The organism is Actinomadura parmotrematis (genome assembly GCF_019458805.1).
GTDB lineage: Bacteria > Actinomycetota > Actinomycetes > Streptosporangiales > Streptosporangiaceae > Spirillospora > Spirillospora parmotrematis.
Genome location: NZ_JAIBOA010000012.1, coordinates 149,384 through 166,708, shown reverse-complemented (window position 1 = coordinate 166,708; position 17,325 = coordinate 149,384). Strand labels below are relative to the sequence as shown.

Here is a 17,325-nt window from a genome sequence, read left to right as displayed (position 1 = left end):
CGATCCGTGTCAAGACGGAGCACGTTCTGCAATCGCTCCTCCCATGCTAGGGCACCGCGCCGCCGCCGGGCGGGGACGCCTCGACGTCCTCCTTGCCGCCGCCGGGTCCCGGTCCTCTCCCGCCGCGCTAGCGCGGAAGCAGATCGGACACCTTGACCGAGAGCGCGAACGGTTCGGTGACGTTGAGGGCTTCCGCGCCCTCGGTCTGCGCGACCAGCCGGTAGGTGCGATCGTCCCCGAGCCGGTAGACGCTGAGCCGGGGCGTCTCCTTGAGGTCGATGATCCAGTAGTGCGGGATACCGGCGAGCGCGTAATCCCGGACCTTGGTGTTGTGGACGGTCTTCCAGCTCCCGCTGCGGGGGCGCTGGACCTCGGCGACGAACAGCACGTCGTCGCCGGTGACGGCGCGGCGGTCCTCGATGGCGGCGTTGCGGTAGGCCTCGGCGTCGAGCAGGACCACGTCCGGCGAGTAGATCGACCCCTCCGGCATCTGCACGTCCCACGGGCCTTTGAGGAGGTGGCCCGGAGGCGTGAGCGGCCGGAGCAGGTCCTTGAGCGCTTCGGCCATGTAGTCGTGGAGGGCGCTGGGCGACATCTCGATCAGCCAGCCGTGTACGAGTTCGTACCGTTTGCCCTCGTCGGGCAGGGCGTCGAGGTCGGCGACGGTGTTCGGTCCACGGTCGGGACCGTACTCACGGGCCGGGCCCATCGCCCCTCCTTCGTCACGATCCGTGTCAAGACGGATCACGTTCTGCAATCGCTCCTCCCATGCTAGGGCACCGCGGCGCCGCCGGGCGGGCGGTCAGGGGGCGAGCGTCAGGGTGACGGCTCCCGGGGCGGCGGCCAGGGTCGCGCGGAGGTGGGCGGCCAGGGCGTCGCGGGTCGGGGACGGGGCGCGCGTCCACTCGTCCAGGGCGTGGTGGAAGGCGGCGACGAGCAGGTCCAGGGCCAGCCGGGGGCGGGGGTCCGGGGCGGCGGGGACGGCGAAGCGGCGGTGTAGGACGTCCAGGGACGCGCGGGTGGTGCGGTCGCAGAACTGCAGGTCGTGGGCGCTGACCGACGGGGTCGCGGCGGCGACGCGGCGGCTCAGCAGGACGCGGTCCGCCCAGCCTTCGGCGGGCATCGCGTCCAGGGCGGCCAGCAGGCGGTCGCCGAGGAAGGACAGCAGCGGGCCGCCGTCCCCCGCCGGGCGGGCCTCCAGTTCGGCGAGGAACGCCGTCCACAGGTCCTGGGTCGGGGACGACGCGACGTCCTCCTTGCCGGTGAAGTAACGGAAGAAGGTCCGCTTGGACACCTCGACCCGCGCGCACAGCTCGTCGAGGGTGACGCCGTCGAAGCCGTGCTCGGCGAAGCCGGCCAGCGCGGCGTCGATCAGGGCGTGCCGGGTGCGGAGCTTCTTGCGTTCGCGCAGGGACGTCTCGTTCATCGCCCGCCGAGGGTATCGCGGGAGCGGATGCCCCCTGTAGGTTTATGCCACTCAGTGGCAAAAGCTTCTCGGTGGAGGTTCACATGCGCGCCCTGACCGTCGACGGTCCCGGTCTCCGCCTCGCGGAGGTCCCCGACCCCCGCCCCGCCCCGCACCAGGCGCTCGTGCGGGTGACGGCGACCTCCCTCAACCACGGCGAGGCGACGGTCGTCCTCGCGCAGGCCCCGGACGGCACGGTGCCCGGCTGGGACGCCGCCGGGATCGTCGAGGCCGCGGCGGCGGACGGCTCCGGCCCGCCCGCCGGGACGCCGGTCGTCACGCTCGGCATGGACGGCGCCTGGGCGGAGCTGCGGGCCGTGGACACCGCGCTCCTCGGCGCCGCCCCGGCCGGCGCCGACCCCGGCGCGCTCGCGACCGTCCCGGTCGCCGGCGGCAGCGCGCTGCGCGCCCTGCACCGGCTCGGGCCGCTGCTCGGCCGCCGGGTCCTCGTCACCGGGGCGTCCGGCGGCGTCGGCCGGTACGCGGTGCAGCTCGCCCGGCGGGGCGGCGCGCACGTCATCGCGGCCGGGCGGCACGCCGACGGGCTGCGCGAGCTCGGCGCGCACGAAGCCGTCGCCTCGCCCGCCGACCTCGACGCGCCGGTGGACGGCGTGCTGGACCTGGTGGGCGGGGCGACGCTCGTCGAGGCCCACGCCCGCCTCGCCGAGGGCGGCACGCTGGTCGCGGCGGGCCACGCCGCCGGGGCCGCCGAGCACCTGCCCTACGGCGCCCTGTTCGGCGACGCCGGCCGCCACGACCGGTCGATCGTCACGTTCTTCCTGCCCGCCTGCGCCGGCCTCGCCCGCGACCTGGCGTGGCTCGCCGAGCGGGTCGCGGCGGGCGACCTGGACCCGCAGATCTCCTGGCGCGGCTCCTGGGAGAAGGCGGCGGAGGCGGTCCGGCTCCTGCTCGACCGCCGCCTGCACGGCAAGGCCGTCCTGGACGTCGGCTGACGCGCCGTCAGGGGCGGCCGAGGGCGCGGTAGGTCCAGCCCGCCGCGCGCCAGACCTCCGGGTCCAGGGCGTTGCGGCCGTCGACGATGTTGCGTTCGGCGACGGCCGCCGCCAGCCCGCCCGGGGCCATCTCGCGGAACTCGGCCCACTCGGTCAGCAGCAGCACGACGTGCGCGCCGCGCGCCGCGTCGAGGGCGGACTCGCCGAACGACAGGGACGGCTGCGCGCGCCGCGCGTTCGCCATCGCCTGCGGGTCGTAGACGGTGACCTTGCCGCCCTGGGCGTGGATGGTGGCGGCCACGTCGAGGGCGGGGGAGTCGCGGACGTCGTCGGACTCGGGCTTGAACGCGGCGCCGAGGACGCCGACGGTGCGGCCGATGAACGAGCCGCCGAGCAGGGTCCGGGCGATGTCGACCATGCGGATGCGGCGGCGGATGTTGATCTCGTCGACCTCGCGCAGGAAGGTGAGCGCCTGGTCGGCGCCGAGCTCGCCCGCGCGCGCCATGAACGCGCGGATGTCCTTCGGCAGGCAGCCGCCGCCGAAGCCGAGGCCGGGCCCGAGGAACTTGCCGCCGATGCGGTCGTCGTGCGACAAAGCCTCCGACAGCTTGGTGACGTCGGCGTGCGCGGCCTCGCAGACCTCGGCCATCGCGTTGATGAAGGAGATCTTGGTGGCGAGGAAGGCGTTCGCCGACACCTTGACCAGCTCCGACGTCGGGTAGTCGGCGGTGATGAACGGCGTGCCGCCCGCCAGCATCGGCGCGTACACCTCGCGCAGCGCCGCCTCGGCGCCCGCCGCCGCGGCCGCGTCGCCGGGCAGGCCGACGACGATCCGGTCGGGGTGCAGGGTGTCGTGGCAGGCGAAGCCCTCGCGCAGGAACTCGGGGTTCCAGGCGAGGACGGCGCCGTCGCCCGCCGGCGCGAGCCGGGCGAGGCGGGCGGCGAGCCGCTCGGCCGTCCCGACCGGGACGGTGGACTTGCCGACGACGAGCGCGGGCCGGGCGAGCAGCGGCGCGAGGGCGTCGATCGCGGCGTCCACGTACGACATGTCGGCGGCGTACTCGCCGGCCTTCTGCGGCGTGCCGACGCAGACGAAGTGGACGTCGCCGAACTCGGCGGCCTCGGCGTAGGAGGTGGTGAAGCGGAGCCGCCCGGAGGCGAGGCCCTTGCGGAGCAGCTCGGGCAGGCCCGGCTCGTAGAAGGGCAGGTCGCCGCCGGCGAGGCGGGCGATCCGCGCCGCGTCCACGTCCAGGCCGAGGACCTCGAAGCCGAGGTCGGCCATGCAGGCGGCGTGCGTGGCGCCCAGGTAACCGGTCCCGATCACCGTCAGGCGGTGCGTCACGGCGTTGTTCCTCTCTGCTGCTGACGTCCCCGCGGGCGGACCCGCCCCGGGTGGCACCTGCGCCGCCGGCCGATCCGTACTGGCGGGTAGCATTCGCGCTATGAGTGCCGACTTTCCCACGTACGCCCCGTCGGAGGAGCACGAGCTCCTGCGGCAGACGGTGCGCGAGCTCGCCGATGCCAAGATCGCCCCGTTCGCCGCGGCGGTCGACGAGGAGTCCCGCTTCCCGCAGGAGGCCCTGGACGCGCTGCGGCAGAACGACCTGCACGCCGTGCACGTCCCCGAGTCCTACGGCGGTGCCGGGGCCGACGCCCTGGCCACCGTGATCGTCATCGAGGAGGTCGCGCGCGCGTGCGCCTCCTCGTCGCTGATCCCGGCGGTCAACAAGCTCGGCACGGTGCCGGTGCTGCTGTCCGGCTCCGAGGAGCTGAAGAAAAAGTATCTGACCCGGGTGGCCTCGGGCGACGCCATGTTCTCCTACGCGCTGTCGGAGGCCGAGGCGGGCTCGGACGCGGGCGGCATGAAGACCCGCGCCGTCAGGGACGGCGACTCCTGGGTGCTGAACGGCACCAAGATGTGGATCACCAACGCGGGCGTGTCGGAGTACTACACGGTGATGGCCGTGACCGACCCGTCGGCGGGCGCCCGCGGCATCTCCGCGTTCGTGGTGGAGAAGGCCGACGCGGGCGTGTCGTTCGGCGAGAAGGAGCGCAAGCTCGGCATCAAGGGCTCGCCGACCCGCACCGTCATCATGGAGGACGTGCGCATCCCGGCCGACCGCATCATCGGCGCCGAGGGCACCGGGTTCAAGACGGCGCTCGCCACCCTGGACCACACCCGCATCACCATCGCCGCGCAGGCCCTCGGCATCGCGCAGGGCGCGCTCGACTACGCGATCGGGTACGTCAAGGAGCGCAGGCAGTTCGGCAAGGCGATCGCCGACTTCCAGGGCGTCCAGTTCATGATCGCCGACATGGCGATGCGGCTGGAGGGCGCCCGGCAGCTCACCTACCACGCCGCGATCAAGTCCGAGCGGGCGTTCCTCGGCGAGAAGGTGCCGGACCTGACCTTCGTGTCGTCGGCCTGCAAGACGCTCGCCTCCGACGTGGCGATGGACGTCACCACCGACGCCGTCCAGCTCCTCGGCGGCTACGGCTACACCCGCGAGTTCCCGGTCGAGCGCATGATGCGCGACGCCAAGATCACGCAGATCTACGAGGGCACCAACCAGATCCAGCGCATGGTCATGGCCCGCCAGCTCCTCAAGTAGGCCGCCCCGCCGCCGCCCCGGACGCGCGCCGTCCGGGGCGGGCCAGGCGCTTGCCGAGGCGTTGCATGGGGGCCTCGACGTAGCGCTGCGTCGTCCAGCTCAGGGCGAGGAGGACGGCGGTGAACAGGAGCAGGAGCGGGACGCTGCCGCGGTCGGGGCGGTCCGGGCCGTTGCCGCCGAGCAGCACGCGGAAGATCGCGAGCAGGACCGGGTGCAGCAGGTACACCGAGTAGCTGATCACGCCGAGGGCGACGAGGGCGCGCGGCATCGGGAGGCGGCGGGCCAGCAGGCCGAGCCCGAAGGTGGCGGCGGCCGCCGCGAGCGCCAGCGACCAGCTCCGCGCGGCCGCGTCCAGATGGACGGCGGCGGCGACCAGCGCCGTCACCAGGACGGCGCCGAGCCCGAGCAGCGCCGGACGCGGCGCGAGCTCGCCGCGCTCGATCCGGTACACCGCCGTCCCGGCGAACATGACGGCGAGGATGGTGAGGCCCTCGGCCGCGCCGACCCGGCCGTTCAGCACGACCAGCAGCAACGCGGGGACCGCGCCGAGCAGCCCGCCGAGCCGGTGCCCGCGCGCCGCCAGGACGATCGCGGCCGCCGTCAGCGCGGCCGCCCCCACCGCCACCGCGCCCACCCCGGCCCGCACCGACAGCAGCGCGGGCGGCAGGCCCCCGAGGACGAGCGCGCCCGCCGCGAACAGCAGCGCGTGGTGCGCCGAGCGCCGGTGCAGGCCCGCCGTGAACAGCGCGACGACCAGCAGGTAGAACGCCATCTCGTAGGACAGCGTCCACAGCACGTTGAGGACGCTCGGGACGGCCAGCAGGTCCTGCATCATCGTGACGTGAGCGAGGACCGCGACCGCCGGGCCCGGCCCGCCGCGCTCGCGGTAGAGGCCCGCCGCCATGAGCGCGACCGCCGCCCCGCACGCCACCAGCCACAGCGGGTAGATGCGGAACAGCCGGCCGATCCAGAAGCGGCGGACGTCGCCGCCGCGCTCCAGCGACGCCGGGACGATGTAGCCGCTCACCAGGAAGAAGACCATGACGCCGTAGGTACCGGGATCGAACCAGGCGAGCAGGGCGGCGCGGGGTCCGGGCAGGTAATCATAGGTGGCGTGGTGCAGCGCCACGACGAGCGCGGCCACGCCGCGCAGGGCGTCCAGCCAGGCGAGCCGGGACGGGCCGCCCGCCGCCGGCCGGGCGCCGCCCTCGTCGCGGGGCGGCGCGAGCGTCCTGGTGGTCATGGGGGAGCAGGATACGAGAGTCCGGGGGAGGCGGAGCGTCCCGCGCACGTTCGCGGCCTTTTTGGCGCAGTGGGACATTGTTCATAGAATGGCGGTGTGAGCAGCGAGCGTTCCGGCACCACCGGGCGCCGCGGGCGCAAGGCGCGCGAGACGCGCGCCGCCATGGCGCGGGCGGCGCTCGAACTGGCGCGGGAGCGCGGCGTCGCCGCCGTCGCCGTCGAGGACGTCGCCGAGCGCGCGGACGTGTCGCGGCGCACCTTCAGCCGGTACTTCGGCTCGAAGGAGGACGCGGTCCTGGACCCGCTGCGCGCCGACTTCGACCGGATCAACGCCGCGCTGGCCGCCCGCCCGCCGGGCGAGCCGCCCGTCGCCGCCTACCTCGGGGCGCTGCGCGCCTGGCTGGCCGACCCCGACGAGCCGGGCTGGAACCGCCGCGAGGGCGCCCGCGAGCTGCTGGAGCTCGCCTTCAGCGAGCCCGCCCTCGCCGCCGCGCTGCGCCGCATCGGCACCGCCGCCGAGGAGGAGTCCATCGCGATCGTCGCCGCCCGCCTCGGCGTCGACGGCGACCGCGATCCCCACCCGGCCGTCGCCGTCGGCGCCGGTGCGGCCGCTCTGCTCGCCGCCGCCCGCATCTGGGGCCGCCACCCGGACGCCGACCTGGCGGCCCTGGTCGAGCGCGCCTTCGCCGCCCTGGCGGACACGACGACCCCCACAGACCCGACGGCCTGAGCGGCCCTGCCCGCCGTCCCGCCGCCGGCCATGACCAGGCGGTCGCTCCTCGTTGAGATGCGGCGTGTTGCGCGCTTTGAAGATCGAAGGAGGTCAACACGCCGCATCTCGACTTTGAGTGACCGGCTGGTCATGGGTGGTGGGAACGGGGCGGGCGCCGCTCGACTGCCGTCGCCGGTGAATGCTGGCCGACGGGTGGGGGGTTCGGTGGGTGCTGCGGGGCTGGGGGCGGGGACGGCGGGGCGCTCGCCGGGTGCGGTCGGGGTGCCGGTGGGTGCGGCGGATCTGGCGGCGGTGTGTGATGGGGTGGTGGTGCGGTGGGCGGGGTGGGGATGGCCGAACGGGGCTCGCTTGTTGCGGGCGTCCCTGAATAACTTTCAGTGCACCTTTTATTCTTCTTCCTCCTTCCGATACACCGTTTGGCGTGGGTGCAGTGGACCCACCTTGCGGCCGTTCTGCACCCTTCCGGGGGTGGATAGTTGTGACCATGACCACTCCATCTGAGATCGGGGAGTTCCTCCGCAGCAGGCGCGCCCGGCTCAGCCCGGAGACGGCCGGGATCGACCCCGGCGGGACCGGGCGGCGCGTCCCCGGCCTGCGGCGCGAGGAGCTGGCGAAGCTCGCCGGCATCAGCGCCGACTACTACGTCCGGCTGGAGCAGGGCCGCAACCGCACCGTCTCGGAGGAGGTGCTCGACGCCGTCGCCGCCGCGCTCCGGCTGGACGGCGCCGAGCGCGAGTACCTCTTCCGCATCGCGCGCCCCGCCCGCCGCCGCGACGGCGCTCCGGTCGAGCCGCCGCAGCGGGTCCGCGAGGGCCTCTACCGGCTGCTGGAGACGGTGGACGACGTCGCGCCGGCGCTGATCCTCGGGCGCCGCACCGACGTGCTCGCCGCCAACGTGCTGGCCCGCGCGCTGCTCGTCGACTGGGAGGCGCTGCCGCGCCGCGACCGCAACGTCGCCCGGTTCGTCTTCCTGGACGGCTACGCGCGCAGCCTGCTCGGCAACTGGGACGAGGTCGCCTGGATCACCGTGACCGCGCTCCGGCTGGAGGCCGGCCGCCACCCGGGCGACCCGCTGCTCACCGACCTCATCGGCGAGCTGTCGGTGAAGAGCGAGGACTTCGGCCGGCTCTGGGCGGGCCACGAGGTCGCGAACTTCACCGGCGGCCTCCGCGTCTACCGGCACCCGGTGGTCGGCGAGATCACGCTGCCGTGCGAGTCGCTGACCTTCCCCACCGACCCCGACCAGACGCTCTGCATCCACACCGTGCCGCCGGGCAGCCCGGCGGCCGACTCCCTGCGCCTGCTCGCGAACTGGGCCACCCGGCCGGGCGGCCTCGCCCCCGCCCGCTAGCCGGGCCGCCCGAGGAGCGGACCCCCGAGGGGAAAAGCGGCGCGGGCCGGGAGCCGCGGAACCACGGCCCGGCTCCCGGCCCGCGCGTCCACCCCGCCGACCCCGACCCCGAGCACCCCGCACCCGCACCACCGCGCTCCCGCCGCCCGTCCAGCGCCGGGGCGTCCCCGACCCCTGCCCCTGAAGATCTGAACGGACGAGTCGTGACTGAGACCATCCAGTGGCGCACGGTGCGCGGTCCCGCCGCCGACGCCCGCATCATCGCCGAGACGTCGCCGCGCCGCACCGTGCAGTACCAGCTCCTGTCGGGCGGCGGGCTCCGCTGGATCCGCCGGATCCGGCGGGTGCGCGGGCGGGAGATCGTCGAGGAGTCGCCGGCGACCCGCGCCGCGGTGGCCAACGCCCGCTGGCCCGAGGTGATCGGCGCGCTGCACGTCATCGGCTGACGTCCCGGGAACCACCCCCGCCGGGTGCGGCGCGCCCGCCCGGCGGCGCCGCCCGCGGGCCCCGGCCCGCCCCTGGACGGCCTGTGCCGCCGGTGACCCTGCCCGGCTCCGGCGGCACAGGTCCACGACCTGCCAGGAGGGGGGTGCTCGGGCGCGGCCGTCCGCAACGGAGCGGACGGCCGCGCCGCGAACACCCGCCGCCTAGTGCGCCGTCACTTGCAGAGCTTCTGGGTGGCCGTCCCCGTCTGCACCGCCGGGGACGCCGCCGCCGACGGCGCGCCCGCCACCTTCACCTTCGTGGCGCCGTCCCAGTCCTTGCCGACGAGGACCTGCACGTGGTCGCCGAGCGCGGCGACCTTCTTCAGCCTGGCGCCCGGGATCGCCGCCGCCAGCGTCTTCGCCGAGTCGGCCCGCCCCGGCCCGTACTGGATCAGGGTGGTGGCGAGGCCGCGGCGCGCCACGCCCGGCACGACGGTGACGCGGAAGCCGACGCCCGCCAGGTCGTCGCCCGCCCGGCCGGCGAGGCCGCGGGTGCCGACGGCGTTCAGCACCCGCACCTGGATCTCCGCAGGCGCGACCGTCGGCGCGTCGGCCGACGCGGACGCGGACGGCGTCGCGGACGCCTCCTTCTCCCCGGACAGCGGCTCGTCGTGGCGGAACCGGGAGAACAGGTCGGCGGCCGCCCCGCGGTCCCACTGCACGGTGGACTGCGGCGCGGACGCGTTCCACATGACGACGTTGTAGCCGGGGTTGGACAGCGGCACCTTGGCGAAGGTGACGCTGTCGGTCGACAGGTGCTTCATCTGGTCGGCGAGCTTCGGCAGGTTGCCCGCGAGGTCCTTGTCGACGCGCAGCGCCTTCAGCACCGCGTTCATGAACCGGGTGGACTTCACCGGGTCGCCGAAGGTGTTGGACGACAGCGCCTGCTTCATCAGCGCCGCCATGAACGCCTGCTGGCGGTCGATGCGGCCGAGGTCGGTGCCGTCGCCGAGGGTGTAGCGGGCCCGCGCGTAGGCGAGCGCCTTCAGCCCGTCGACCTTGGACTTGCCGGCGGGCAGCCGCAGCCCGCTCTTGGGGTCGTCGATCGCCTGCTCGGTGCAGATCTGCACGCCGCCGAGCGCGTCCACCATGTTCACGAAGCCGTAGAAGTTGACCTCGACGTAGTGGTCGATCGACACGTTCGTCGCCTGCTTGATGGTCTCGACGGTGAGGTCGGGGCCGCCGAACTGGTACGCCCAGGTGAGCTTGCCGGGGCGGCTCGGGACGAACGACCCCTTCGCGCCCTCGGACCCGTTCGACTTGTGCGAGGGGATCGTCACGTAGGAGTCGCGCGGCAGGTTCACCACCGACACCCGGTCGTGGTCGCGCGACACGTGCAGCAGCATCATCGTGTCGGACCGCTCGCCGGCGTCGTGGCCGAGGTGCGCGGCGCGCTGCTGCGCGCGGGTGAGGCCCTCGCGCCGGTCGACGCCGGCGACGAGGATCGTCATCGCGCCCTTCGGGCCGTCGGACCCGCTGAGGCCGTTCACCCCGACCTTGCCGATGGCGCCCGCGACGTAGTTCTGGAACGCCCACGCGCCGCCCGAGGTGAGCAGCACGAACGCCGACACGCCGCCGGTGACCATGAGGAAGCGGCGCTGGCGGCGCGCCGACAGCGCCGCGCGCGGGCTGAGCGAGGGGCCGGGACGGCGCGGGCCGCGCGACTCGACGGGCACGCGCGGCGCGGCGGCGCCCTCCACCCGCACCCCGTCGATGGCCTGCTCGCCGGAGTCGCCGGGGGTCGCCGCGCCGGGGCGGGGACGGAAGTAGCGCTCCATCGGCTCGTCGCCGGAGTCCCCGCGGCCGCGCCCCGCGCCGTCGCGTCCCGAGCCGTACCCGTCTGCCATGCGGCCGCCGCCTCCCCCGTAACGTTCCGGTGCTTCTGTCGCGAGTTTCCACCACTCTAAAGTGGACGACCCCGGACCGTTCGCTACCGGGCGTTCGTGTCCTTGCAGTAACGTGGCGCCGTCTTGACCCCGGGCCCGGCGACCGGCCACCGGGCCGGGTCCGGACTGCGAGCCAGAAAGGACAGTGGGCCCCGCTCCGCCGCAGGTCGGAGCCGCCCGTGAGCGATGAACCCGTCTCCCCACGCCCAGCGTGCCCAGCAGCCCGCCGCCGACCAGCCCACCGAGCAGCAGCCGACCGCGGACCGCACCTGGCCCGCCGTCTCGGTCATCATGCCGGTGCTGAACGAGGAGCGGCACCTCACCGACGCCGTCGGCAGCATCCTCACCCAGGACTACCCGGGCGAGCTCGAACTGGTCCTCTCCGTGGGGCCGTCCAAGGACCGCACCGAGGAGATCGCCGCCCGCCTCGCCGCCGGGGATCCGCGCATCGTGGTGCGGCCGAACCCGACGGGGCGCACCCCGCAGGGCCTCAACATCGCGATCAAGGCGTCCCAGTACTCGATCATCGTGCGGGTGGACGGCCACTCGCTGCTGCCCGCCGACTACGTGCGGGCCGCCGTCGAGACGATGGAGTCGACCGGCGCCGACAACGTCGGCGGGATCATGGCGGCCGAGGGCGTCAGCCCGTTCGAGCAGGCCGTCGCGCGCGCGATGACGTCCAAGCTCGGCGTCGGCAACGCCCGCTTCCACACCGGCGGCGAGGCCGGCGAGGTCGAGACGGTCTACCTCGGCACGTTCCGGCGGAGCGCGCTGGAGCGCGTCGGCTACTACGACGAGACGTTCGTGCGCGCGCAGGACTGGGAGATGAACCACCGCATCCGGCAGACCGGCGGGCGGATCTTCTTCACGCCGCGGATGCGCGTCACCTACCGGCCCCGCCCGAACCTGCGGGCGCTCGCCAAGCAGTACTTCCACACCGGCCGGTGGCGCCGCGTCGTCGGGCGCGAGCACCAGGGCACGCTGAACCTGCGCTACCTGGCGCCGCCGATCGCGGTCGTCGCGATGGCGGCGGGCGTCGTCGCGGGCCTGTTCGGGTTCTGGCCGGGCTGGCTGCTGCCCGGCGGCTACGCCCTCGCGATGGTCGCCGGCGCGGCGGTCGAGGGGCGCGGGCTGCCGCTCGCGGCGTGGGTGCGGCTGCCGCTGGTGTTCGCGACGATGCACGTGTCGTGGGGCGTCGGCTTCCTCACCAGCCCGCCGCGGCTCGGACAGCCCACCCCGGCGAAATCCTGATTAAAAAGGTCGAATCGGACGGCGGTCCGTGCGGTCCGGGGGCTAGATTCGCCCCAGAAGGAGGCCGCACATGTCCAACGGCGCACGACACGGTCTCGGCCTGCTGGCCGGGGTCGTCGCCACGCCCGCCCTCGCGGCGGCGCTGTTCTACGGCACCTACCAGGCGAACTACGTGCTGCAGAGCTTCCGCGCCACGTGGGACGACCGCTGGCTGCCCTACGCGCTGCTCGGCGGGGCCGCCGTCCTCATCGCGCTGCTCGTCGGGACCCGCATCTCGCCGCTCGCCTCGCTGGTCCCGGGCCTCGCCTTCACCGCCGCCGGCGGGCTGTGGGCGTGGGACCTGCGCAAGGCGGTGGACTGGACGGGCGGCAAGCTGCCGCACAGGTTCGACGTCGGCTACACCTCGCTCGGCGGCCTCGGCCTGCTGCTCGCGTTCGGGCTGATCCTGCTGGTCGCGTCGCTGGCGCCGTCGCGGTGGCGGGGCCGCCGCCGCGACGACCTGGACGACGTGAACCCGCTGGCCGGCATGGAGCCGATCGGACCGCGGCACGCCGCGTCCCCGCAGCCGTCCTCGCCGCCCTCGGCCGGGCCGCTGCCGCCCGGCTACGGCGGCGCCGGCCCGCGCAACGCCCCGCCCCCGCTCTCCGGCCGCGACCAGCCCGCCGAGGGCGGCGAGTGGACCCGCATGTTCGGCGGCGAGGACCAGCGCTGACCCCCGACCACCCGGTCATCGCCCGTCGAGATGCGGCGTGTTGGCCCCTGGGAGCGCTCCCAGGGGCCAACACGCCGCATCTCGACGTTGGGTGACCAGCCGGTCAGGGGGTGGGGGCGAGGGCGGACAGGACGCCGGGGACGTCGTTGACGACGAGGGCGTCGGCGCCCGCGGCGGCGTAGGCGGGGGCCGCCTCGGCGGACGGGCACCAGACGAGGAACTCCAGGCCCGCCTTGTGCGCGGTGTCGACGTAGAAGCCGAGCGGGCGGAGCCGCGAGTCGGGGTGCTCGAACCCGCAGGAGCCGGTGTGCACGCCGAGCGCCTGGAAGCCGAGCCCCGCCGCCGTCGGCAGCCCGTGCCAGAGCGGGTGGCGCAGCCACGTCAGCAGCCCGACCGGCACCTGCGGCAGCTCCGCGCGGAGCTGGGCGAGCAGCGCCGGGTCGAACGAGGTGACGAGCAGCTCGCGCCGCCGCGCCTCGCGCTCCAGCAGCGGCTTCAGCAGCGCGCCGGTGCGCCGCGACGGGGCGTCCACCGCGTCCTCGGCGATGGTCTTGACGTCGATGTCGAGCCGGACCTCCGGCGGCAGCGCGGCCAGCACGTCGGCGAGCCGGGGGAGGCCGGTCGCGGCGGCGGGGCGGTCGATGAGGAACGCGCCGTCCGGGCCCGTCGGGTCGTGCCGCAGCACCAGCTCGTCGTCGGCGGTGCGGGTGACGTCGATCTCGACCCAGGACGCGCCCGCCGCGACGGCGGCGAGGATCGACGCGACGGTGTTCTCGGCGACCGGGGCGTCCGCGCCGGCGGGCCGGAGCTCGCCCGCGCCGAGGCCGCGGTGCCCGATCACGGCGGGCGGGCGCTGGAAGATCATGCGTGCTCCGGGTGCTCGGGGGCGGCGGCCAGGTGCTCGGCCACCACGACGTCCAGGGGGTGGGTCACCTTGAGGTTGCGCTCGCTGCCCGCGACCACGCGGATCGGCACGTCCGGCAGGTAGCGGTGCACGATGCCGCAGTCGTCGGTGGCGCGCAGGGCGGGGTCGGCGAGGGCCAGCTCGTAGGCGCGGCGCAGCGTGCCGAGCCGGAACCCCTGCGGCGTCTGGAAGCGGGCGAGGGAGTCGCGCGGCGGCATCGCGACGACCACGCCGTCGCGGACCTCCACGATCGTGTCGGCCGACGGCAGCCCGACCGCGACGGCCTCCGCGCCGGTGAGCGCGTCCAGCACCCGGCCGATCACCGCGGCGTCCACGAAGGGGCGGGCCGCGTCGTGGAACAGCACGCGGGCGTCGCCGGCCTCGCCGTCCAGCGCCCGCAGGGCCGCGACGGTGGACGCGGTGCGGGTGTCGCCGCCCTCGATGACGGCGGCGACCTTGCCGAACGGGGCGGCGATCGCGGCGGCCGCGCGCAGGTGCCCGGCGGCCATCACGACCACGACGGCGTCCACGCCGGGATGCGCGTCGAACGCCTCGACGGCGTGCGCGAGGATCGGCCGCCCGCCGACCTCGACGAGCTGCTTCGGCCGGCCCGCGCCGACCCGCTGGCCGATCCCGCCGGCCAGCACCACCGCGACCGTCCGCATGGGTGCGCCCCCCTCGTTGCCGCTGCGCAACGTGTCCGAGCCGCTACTCTTTGCAGTCATTGTGTTCAGAATCCCTGACCCGACGCCGGGGAGGCGCCGATGACCGTAGCGGTAATCATCGCGACCGGGACCGCCCGGGGCGGACCCGAGCCCGGTCCTGCGGCGGTGCTGCCCGGCGCGCCGGGCGACGACCCGCCCACCCTGCTCACCCGCCTCTGCCGCCGCCTCACGGCCCTCAACGTACCGGACCGCCACATCGTCACCCGTCCCGAGCACGCGCCGCTGCTCCGCAAGGACGGGCACGACGTGATCGAGTGCGCGGACCCGGCCGCCGACCTGCGCGAGATCGCCCGGCTGGCCCGGCTCACCCGCGGCCCCCTCCTCCTGCTCCCGGGCGACCTCGCGACCGGCGGCGAGCTGCTCGCCCGCCTCGTCCGCGACGCCCGCACCACCGTCACCGCCGTCACCGCCGCCGACGCGGGGGCGGGCGCGGCGCCGGTCCGCCGCGCACGCGGGACGGTCGTGTCCGCCGGGTCGGCCTTCCACCAGGTCACCGGCCCGGACGCGGCCTTCCCCGGCGTGCTGCGGGTCGGTCGGCCGCGCTTCGAGACGCTCGCCGAGACCGCCGAGCGGCTCGCCGGCCTGCTGGAGGCGCCGGGCGCGCTGCCCGAGCCGGCCGGCGAGGGAGAGCCCGACCCGCTGGCGCTGCTGCTCGTCGGACTCGTGCGCGCGGGCGTCCCGGTCACCGCCCTCGACGCCGGCGGGCTGCCGTGCCTGCGCGCCGACGACGAGCCCGCCGCGCAGGCCGCGTCGGCGGCGGTGGACGGCGTCGACGAGCGCGCCGTCCGGCTGAAGGCGGCGGTGAAGAGCAACGACGGCTTCTTCACCACCTTCGCGGTGAGCAGCTGGTCGCCCTACCTGGTGCGGCTCGCGGCCTGGCGCGGCCTCAGCCCCAACACGGTGACCTGCCTGTCGATGGGCCTCGCCGTGATCGCCGCCGTCTGGTTCGCGGCCGGCACCCGCACCGGCATGGTCGCCGGAGCCGCGCTGTTCTACCTGTCGTTCGTCTTCGACTGCGTGGACGGGCAGCTCGCCCGCTACACCCGCCAGTTCAGCGTCCTCGGGGCCTGGCTGGACGCGGTGTTCGACCGGGCCAAGGAGTACACCGTCTTCGCCGGGCTCGCCGTCGGGTCCACCGCGGCGGCGGCCGGCAGCGGCGTGGACGGCGGGGACGTCTGGCCGCTCGCCGTCGCCGCGCTCTGCCTGCAGACCGTCCGGCACATGATCGACTTCTCGTTCGGGGTGCGGCCGGCGCGGGCCGCGGCCGCCGCGCCCGCCGGGGTCCCGCTGGGCGTCGCCGGCGACGGGGCGGCCGCGCGGGCGGAGACCGCCCCGGCCGCCGGGCGCGGCGGCGCCGTCGCCCGCCTGTCGGCCGCGACGAGCCGGGTGCGGGCCCTGCACTGGCTCAAGAAGATGGTCGTCTTCCCGATCGGCGAGCGGTTCGCGCTGATCTCGATCACCGCGGCGCTGTTCGACGCCCGCGTCACCTTCGTCGCGCTGCTCGCCTGGGGCGCCGTCGGCGGCGCCTACACCCTGACCGGACGAGTGCTGAGGACCCTGCCCCGATGACCACCGCCCCGCGCGACCGCGCCCCCGCCGTCGCCCCCGCCGCGTCGGAGGCGCTGCTCGCCTACCGCGACGACGGGCCGATCAGCCGGACGCTCGGCTCCCTCGCCCGCGGCCACATCCCGCCGCTGCCCGGCGCCGCCGTCGCCCTCGCCGTCACCGCCGTGCTGCTCTGCAGCGGCGTCGGGGACCAGCAGACGCCCGCGCTGTTCGCGCCCGCCGTGGCGCTGCTCCTCACCGGCCCGGCAGCAGGACATCCCCATAACGGGCGTTTGGACTGGCTTGTCCCACCCTTCATTCGCGCGATCGAGTATGGTTACCTCGCTGTACTGGGGTTCGCGCAGGGCGTGCCGGCACCGCTGATCTATGTGCTCATCGCGGTCCTGGCGTACCACCATTACGACACCGTGTACCGCGCCCGGCAGGGCCTGTGGCCGCCGGAGTGGATCTTCCGCGCGGGCCTCGGCTGGGACGGCCGGATGCTCATCGTGGCCTTCCTCGGCCTCTCCGGGCTCCTGGCGTTCGCGTACGCTTCGCTCGCCGTCTACCTCGGCGTCCTGTTCGCGGGCGAGAGCGTCTCGACGTGGTCGAGGACGAGCCGCGGCAGCGGCGTGATGGTCGATCTGGAGGATGGGAACACATGATCGGGATGGTGCTGGCGGCGGGAGCCGGCCGGAGACTGCGTCCGTACACCGACACGCTGCCGAAGGCGCTCGTCCCGGTGGACGGGGAGACCGCCATCCTGGACATCGCCCTCGCCAACCTCGCCGAGGTCGGCCTCACCGACGTCGTCATCGTCGTCGGCTACCGCGCCGAGGCCGTCGAGGCCCGCAAGGCCGACCTGGAGGCGCGCTACGGCGTCACGATCACCCTCGTCCACAACGACAAGGCCGAGGAGTGGAACAACGCCTACTCCATGTGGCTCGCCCGCGAGCACTTCGCCAAGGGCGTCCTCATGGTGAACGGCGACACCGTCCACCCCGTCAGCGTCGAGAAGACGCTGCTCGCGGCGCGCGGCAAGGCCGACATCGTCCTCGCCGTCGACGACGTCAAGAAGCTCGCCGACGAGGAGATGAAGGTCATCCTCGACGCGGACGGGCACGTCGAGCGCATCACCAAGCTGATGGACCCGGCCGACGCCGCCGGCGAGTACATCGGCGCGACGCTGCTGGAGCCCGCCGCCGGCGAGAAGCTCGCCGACGCCCTCAAGGCGACGTTCGAGGCCGACCCCGACCAGTACTACGAGGACGGCTACCAGGAGCTCGTCCGCCGCGGCTTCAAGATCGGCGTCGCGCCGATCGGCGACGTCGCCTGGGTCGAGGTCGACAACCACGACGACCTCGCCAAGGCGCGCGAGATCGCCGTCACCTACTGATCCCGACCGATTCCCCGATCGGTCTCCCTGCCCGGGAGCACGCCGGCCGACGAAGCTCGAAGGAA

General features: G+C 74.8%; 17 protein-coding genes. 10 read left to right on the top strand and 7 right to left on the bottom strand.

What is annotated here, in order from left to right:
• Positions 1–127 precede the first annotated feature (127 nt).
• A complete protein-coding gene (locus tag K1Y72_RS19950; RefSeq protein WP_220167899.1) occupies positions 128–709 on the bottom strand; it encodes a Uma2 family endonuclease in 582 nt (193 codons plus the stop codon).
• Positions 710–802: 93 nt separating this feature from the next.
• Complete coding sequence (locus K1Y72_RS19945) at positions 803–1,426, bottom strand: TetR/AcrR family transcriptional regulator (RefSeq protein WP_220167898.1); 624 nt, start codon at positions 1,424–1,426, stop codon at positions 803–805.
• Between the two features lie 83 nt (positions 1,427–1,509).
• On the opposite strand from K1Y72_RS19945, the gene K1Y72_RS19940 reads away from it, so the two are divergent.
• The gene (locus K1Y72_RS19940; protein WP_220167897.1) at positions 1,510–2,418 is read left to right on the top strand and encodes a zinc-binding dehydrogenase; all 909 of its coding nucleotides are present in this window, start codon (positions 1,510–1,512) and stop codon (positions 2,416–2,418) included.
• Positions 2,419–2,425: 7 nt separating this feature from the next.
• Here K1Y72_RS19940 and K1Y72_RS19935 read toward each other — a convergent pair whose 3' ends face one another.
• Entirely contained in the window at positions 2,426–3,760 is a 1,335-nt protein-coding gene (locus tag K1Y72_RS19935) for a UDP-glucose dehydrogenase family protein (RefSeq protein ID WP_308287151.1), read from the bottom strand.
• A 100-nt stretch (positions 3,761–3,860) separates the two neighbouring features.
• Between K1Y72_RS19935 and K1Y72_RS19930 the strand changes: the two genes are divergently transcribed.
• Positions 3,861–5,030, top strand: coding sequence for an acyl-CoA dehydrogenase family protein (locus K1Y72_RS19930; RefSeq protein WP_220167895.1), 1,170 nt, complete (start codon positions 3,861–3,863; stop codon positions 5,028–5,030).
• Here the strand turns inward: K1Y72_RS19930 and K1Y72_RS19925 are convergent.
• Positions 5,023–6,273 carry an acyltransferase family protein gene (locus K1Y72_RS19925; RefSeq protein WP_258572905.1) on the bottom strand — a complete coding sequence of 417 codons (1,251 nt, stop codon included), beginning with the start codon at positions 6,271–6,273 and terminating at the stop codon, positions 5,023–5,025. The two genes, K1Y72_RS19930 and K1Y72_RS19925, sit on opposite strands and share 8 nt — an antisense overlap.
• 96 nt (positions 6,274–6,369) lie before the next feature.
• Here K1Y72_RS19925 and K1Y72_RS19920 point away from each other — a divergent pair, with 96 nt between their 5' ends.
• The 3 genes from K1Y72_RS19920 (at position 6,370) to K1Y72_RS19910 (ending at position 8,802) form a co-directional block, all read left to right on the top strand.
• A complete protein-coding gene (locus K1Y72_RS19920; protein ID WP_220167894.1) occupies positions 6,370–7,002 on the top strand; it encodes a TetR family transcriptional regulator in 633 nt (210 codons plus the stop codon).
• 487 nt (positions 7,003–7,489) lie between these two features.
• Positions 7,490–8,356 carry a helix-turn-helix transcriptional regulator gene (locus K1Y72_RS19915; RefSeq protein ID WP_220167893.1) on the top strand — a complete coding sequence of 289 codons (867 nt, stop codon included), beginning with the start codon at positions 7,490–7,492 and terminating at the stop codon, positions 8,354–8,356.
• A gap of 203 nt (positions 8,357–8,559) precedes the next feature.
• Positions 8,560–8,802: a hypothetical protein gene (locus K1Y72_RS19910; RefSeq protein WP_220167892.1), complete on the top strand. Its 243-nt coding sequence runs from the start codon at positions 8,560–8,562 to the stop codon at positions 8,800–8,802.
• A 212-nt stretch (positions 8,803–9,014) separates the two neighbouring features.
• On the opposite strand, the gene K1Y72_RS19905 is transcribed toward K1Y72_RS19910, so the two are convergent.
• Positions 9,015–10,688 carry an LCP family protein gene (locus K1Y72_RS19905; protein ID WP_220167891.1) on the bottom strand — a complete coding sequence of 558 codons (1,674 nt, stop codon included), beginning with the start codon at positions 10,686–10,688 and terminating at the stop codon, positions 9,015–9,017.
• Positions 10,689–10,913: 225 nt separating this feature from the next.
• Between K1Y72_RS19905 and K1Y72_RS19900 the strand changes: the two genes are divergently transcribed.
• Positions 10,914–11,978, top strand: a complete 1,065-nt coding sequence (locus K1Y72_RS19900) for a glycosyltransferase family 2 protein (protein WP_220167890.1) — start codon at positions 10,914–10,916, stop codon at positions 11,976–11,978.
• Between the two features lie 70 nt (positions 11,979–12,048).
• Positions 12,049–12,690: a hypothetical protein gene (locus K1Y72_RS19895; RefSeq protein WP_220167889.1), complete on the top strand. Its 642-nt coding sequence runs from the start codon at positions 12,049–12,051 to the stop codon at positions 12,688–12,690.
• Between the two features lie 103 nt (positions 12,691–12,793).
• Here K1Y72_RS19895 and K1Y72_RS19890 read toward each other — a convergent pair whose 3' ends face one another.
• Positions 12,794–13,555: a glycerophosphodiester phosphodiesterase gene (locus K1Y72_RS19890; RefSeq protein ID WP_220167888.1), complete on the bottom strand. Its 762-nt coding sequence runs from the start codon at positions 13,553–13,555 to the stop codon at positions 12,794–12,796.
• Entirely contained in the window at positions 13,552–14,259 is a 708-nt protein-coding gene (ispD, locus tag K1Y72_RS19885; RefSeq protein ID WP_220167887.1) for a 2-C-methyl-D-erythritol 4-phosphate cytidylyltransferase, read from the bottom strand. Before ispD ends, K1Y72_RS19890 begins: the two co-directional genes overlap by 4 nt.
• A gap of 99 nt (positions 14,260–14,358) precedes the next feature.
• Between ispD and K1Y72_RS19880 the strand changes: the two genes are divergently transcribed.
• From K1Y72_RS19880 to K1Y72_RS19870, 3 genes are read left to right on the top strand one after another with little or no spacing between them, the layout of a single operon-like run.
• The gene (locus K1Y72_RS19880; RefSeq protein ID WP_220167886.1) at positions 14,359–15,888 is read left to right on the top strand and encodes a CDP-alcohol phosphatidyltransferase family protein; all 1,530 of its coding nucleotides are present in this window, start codon (positions 14,359–14,361) and stop codon (positions 15,886–15,888) included.
• Positions 15,885–16,529, top strand: a complete 645-nt coding sequence (locus tag K1Y72_RS19875) for a DUF5941 domain-containing protein (protein ID WP_220167885.1) — start codon at positions 15,885–15,887, stop codon at positions 16,527–16,529. Before K1Y72_RS19880 ends, K1Y72_RS19875 begins: the two co-directional genes overlap by 4 nt.
• Positions 16,526–17,260, top strand: a complete 735-nt coding sequence (locus K1Y72_RS19870; protein ID WP_220167884.1) for a phosphocholine cytidylyltransferase family protein — start codon at positions 16,526–16,528, stop codon at positions 17,258–17,260. The genes K1Y72_RS19875 and K1Y72_RS19870 overlap by 4 nt, the downstream gene beginning before the upstream one ends.
• The last annotated feature ends 65 nt before the right edge of the window (positions 17,261–17,325 follow it).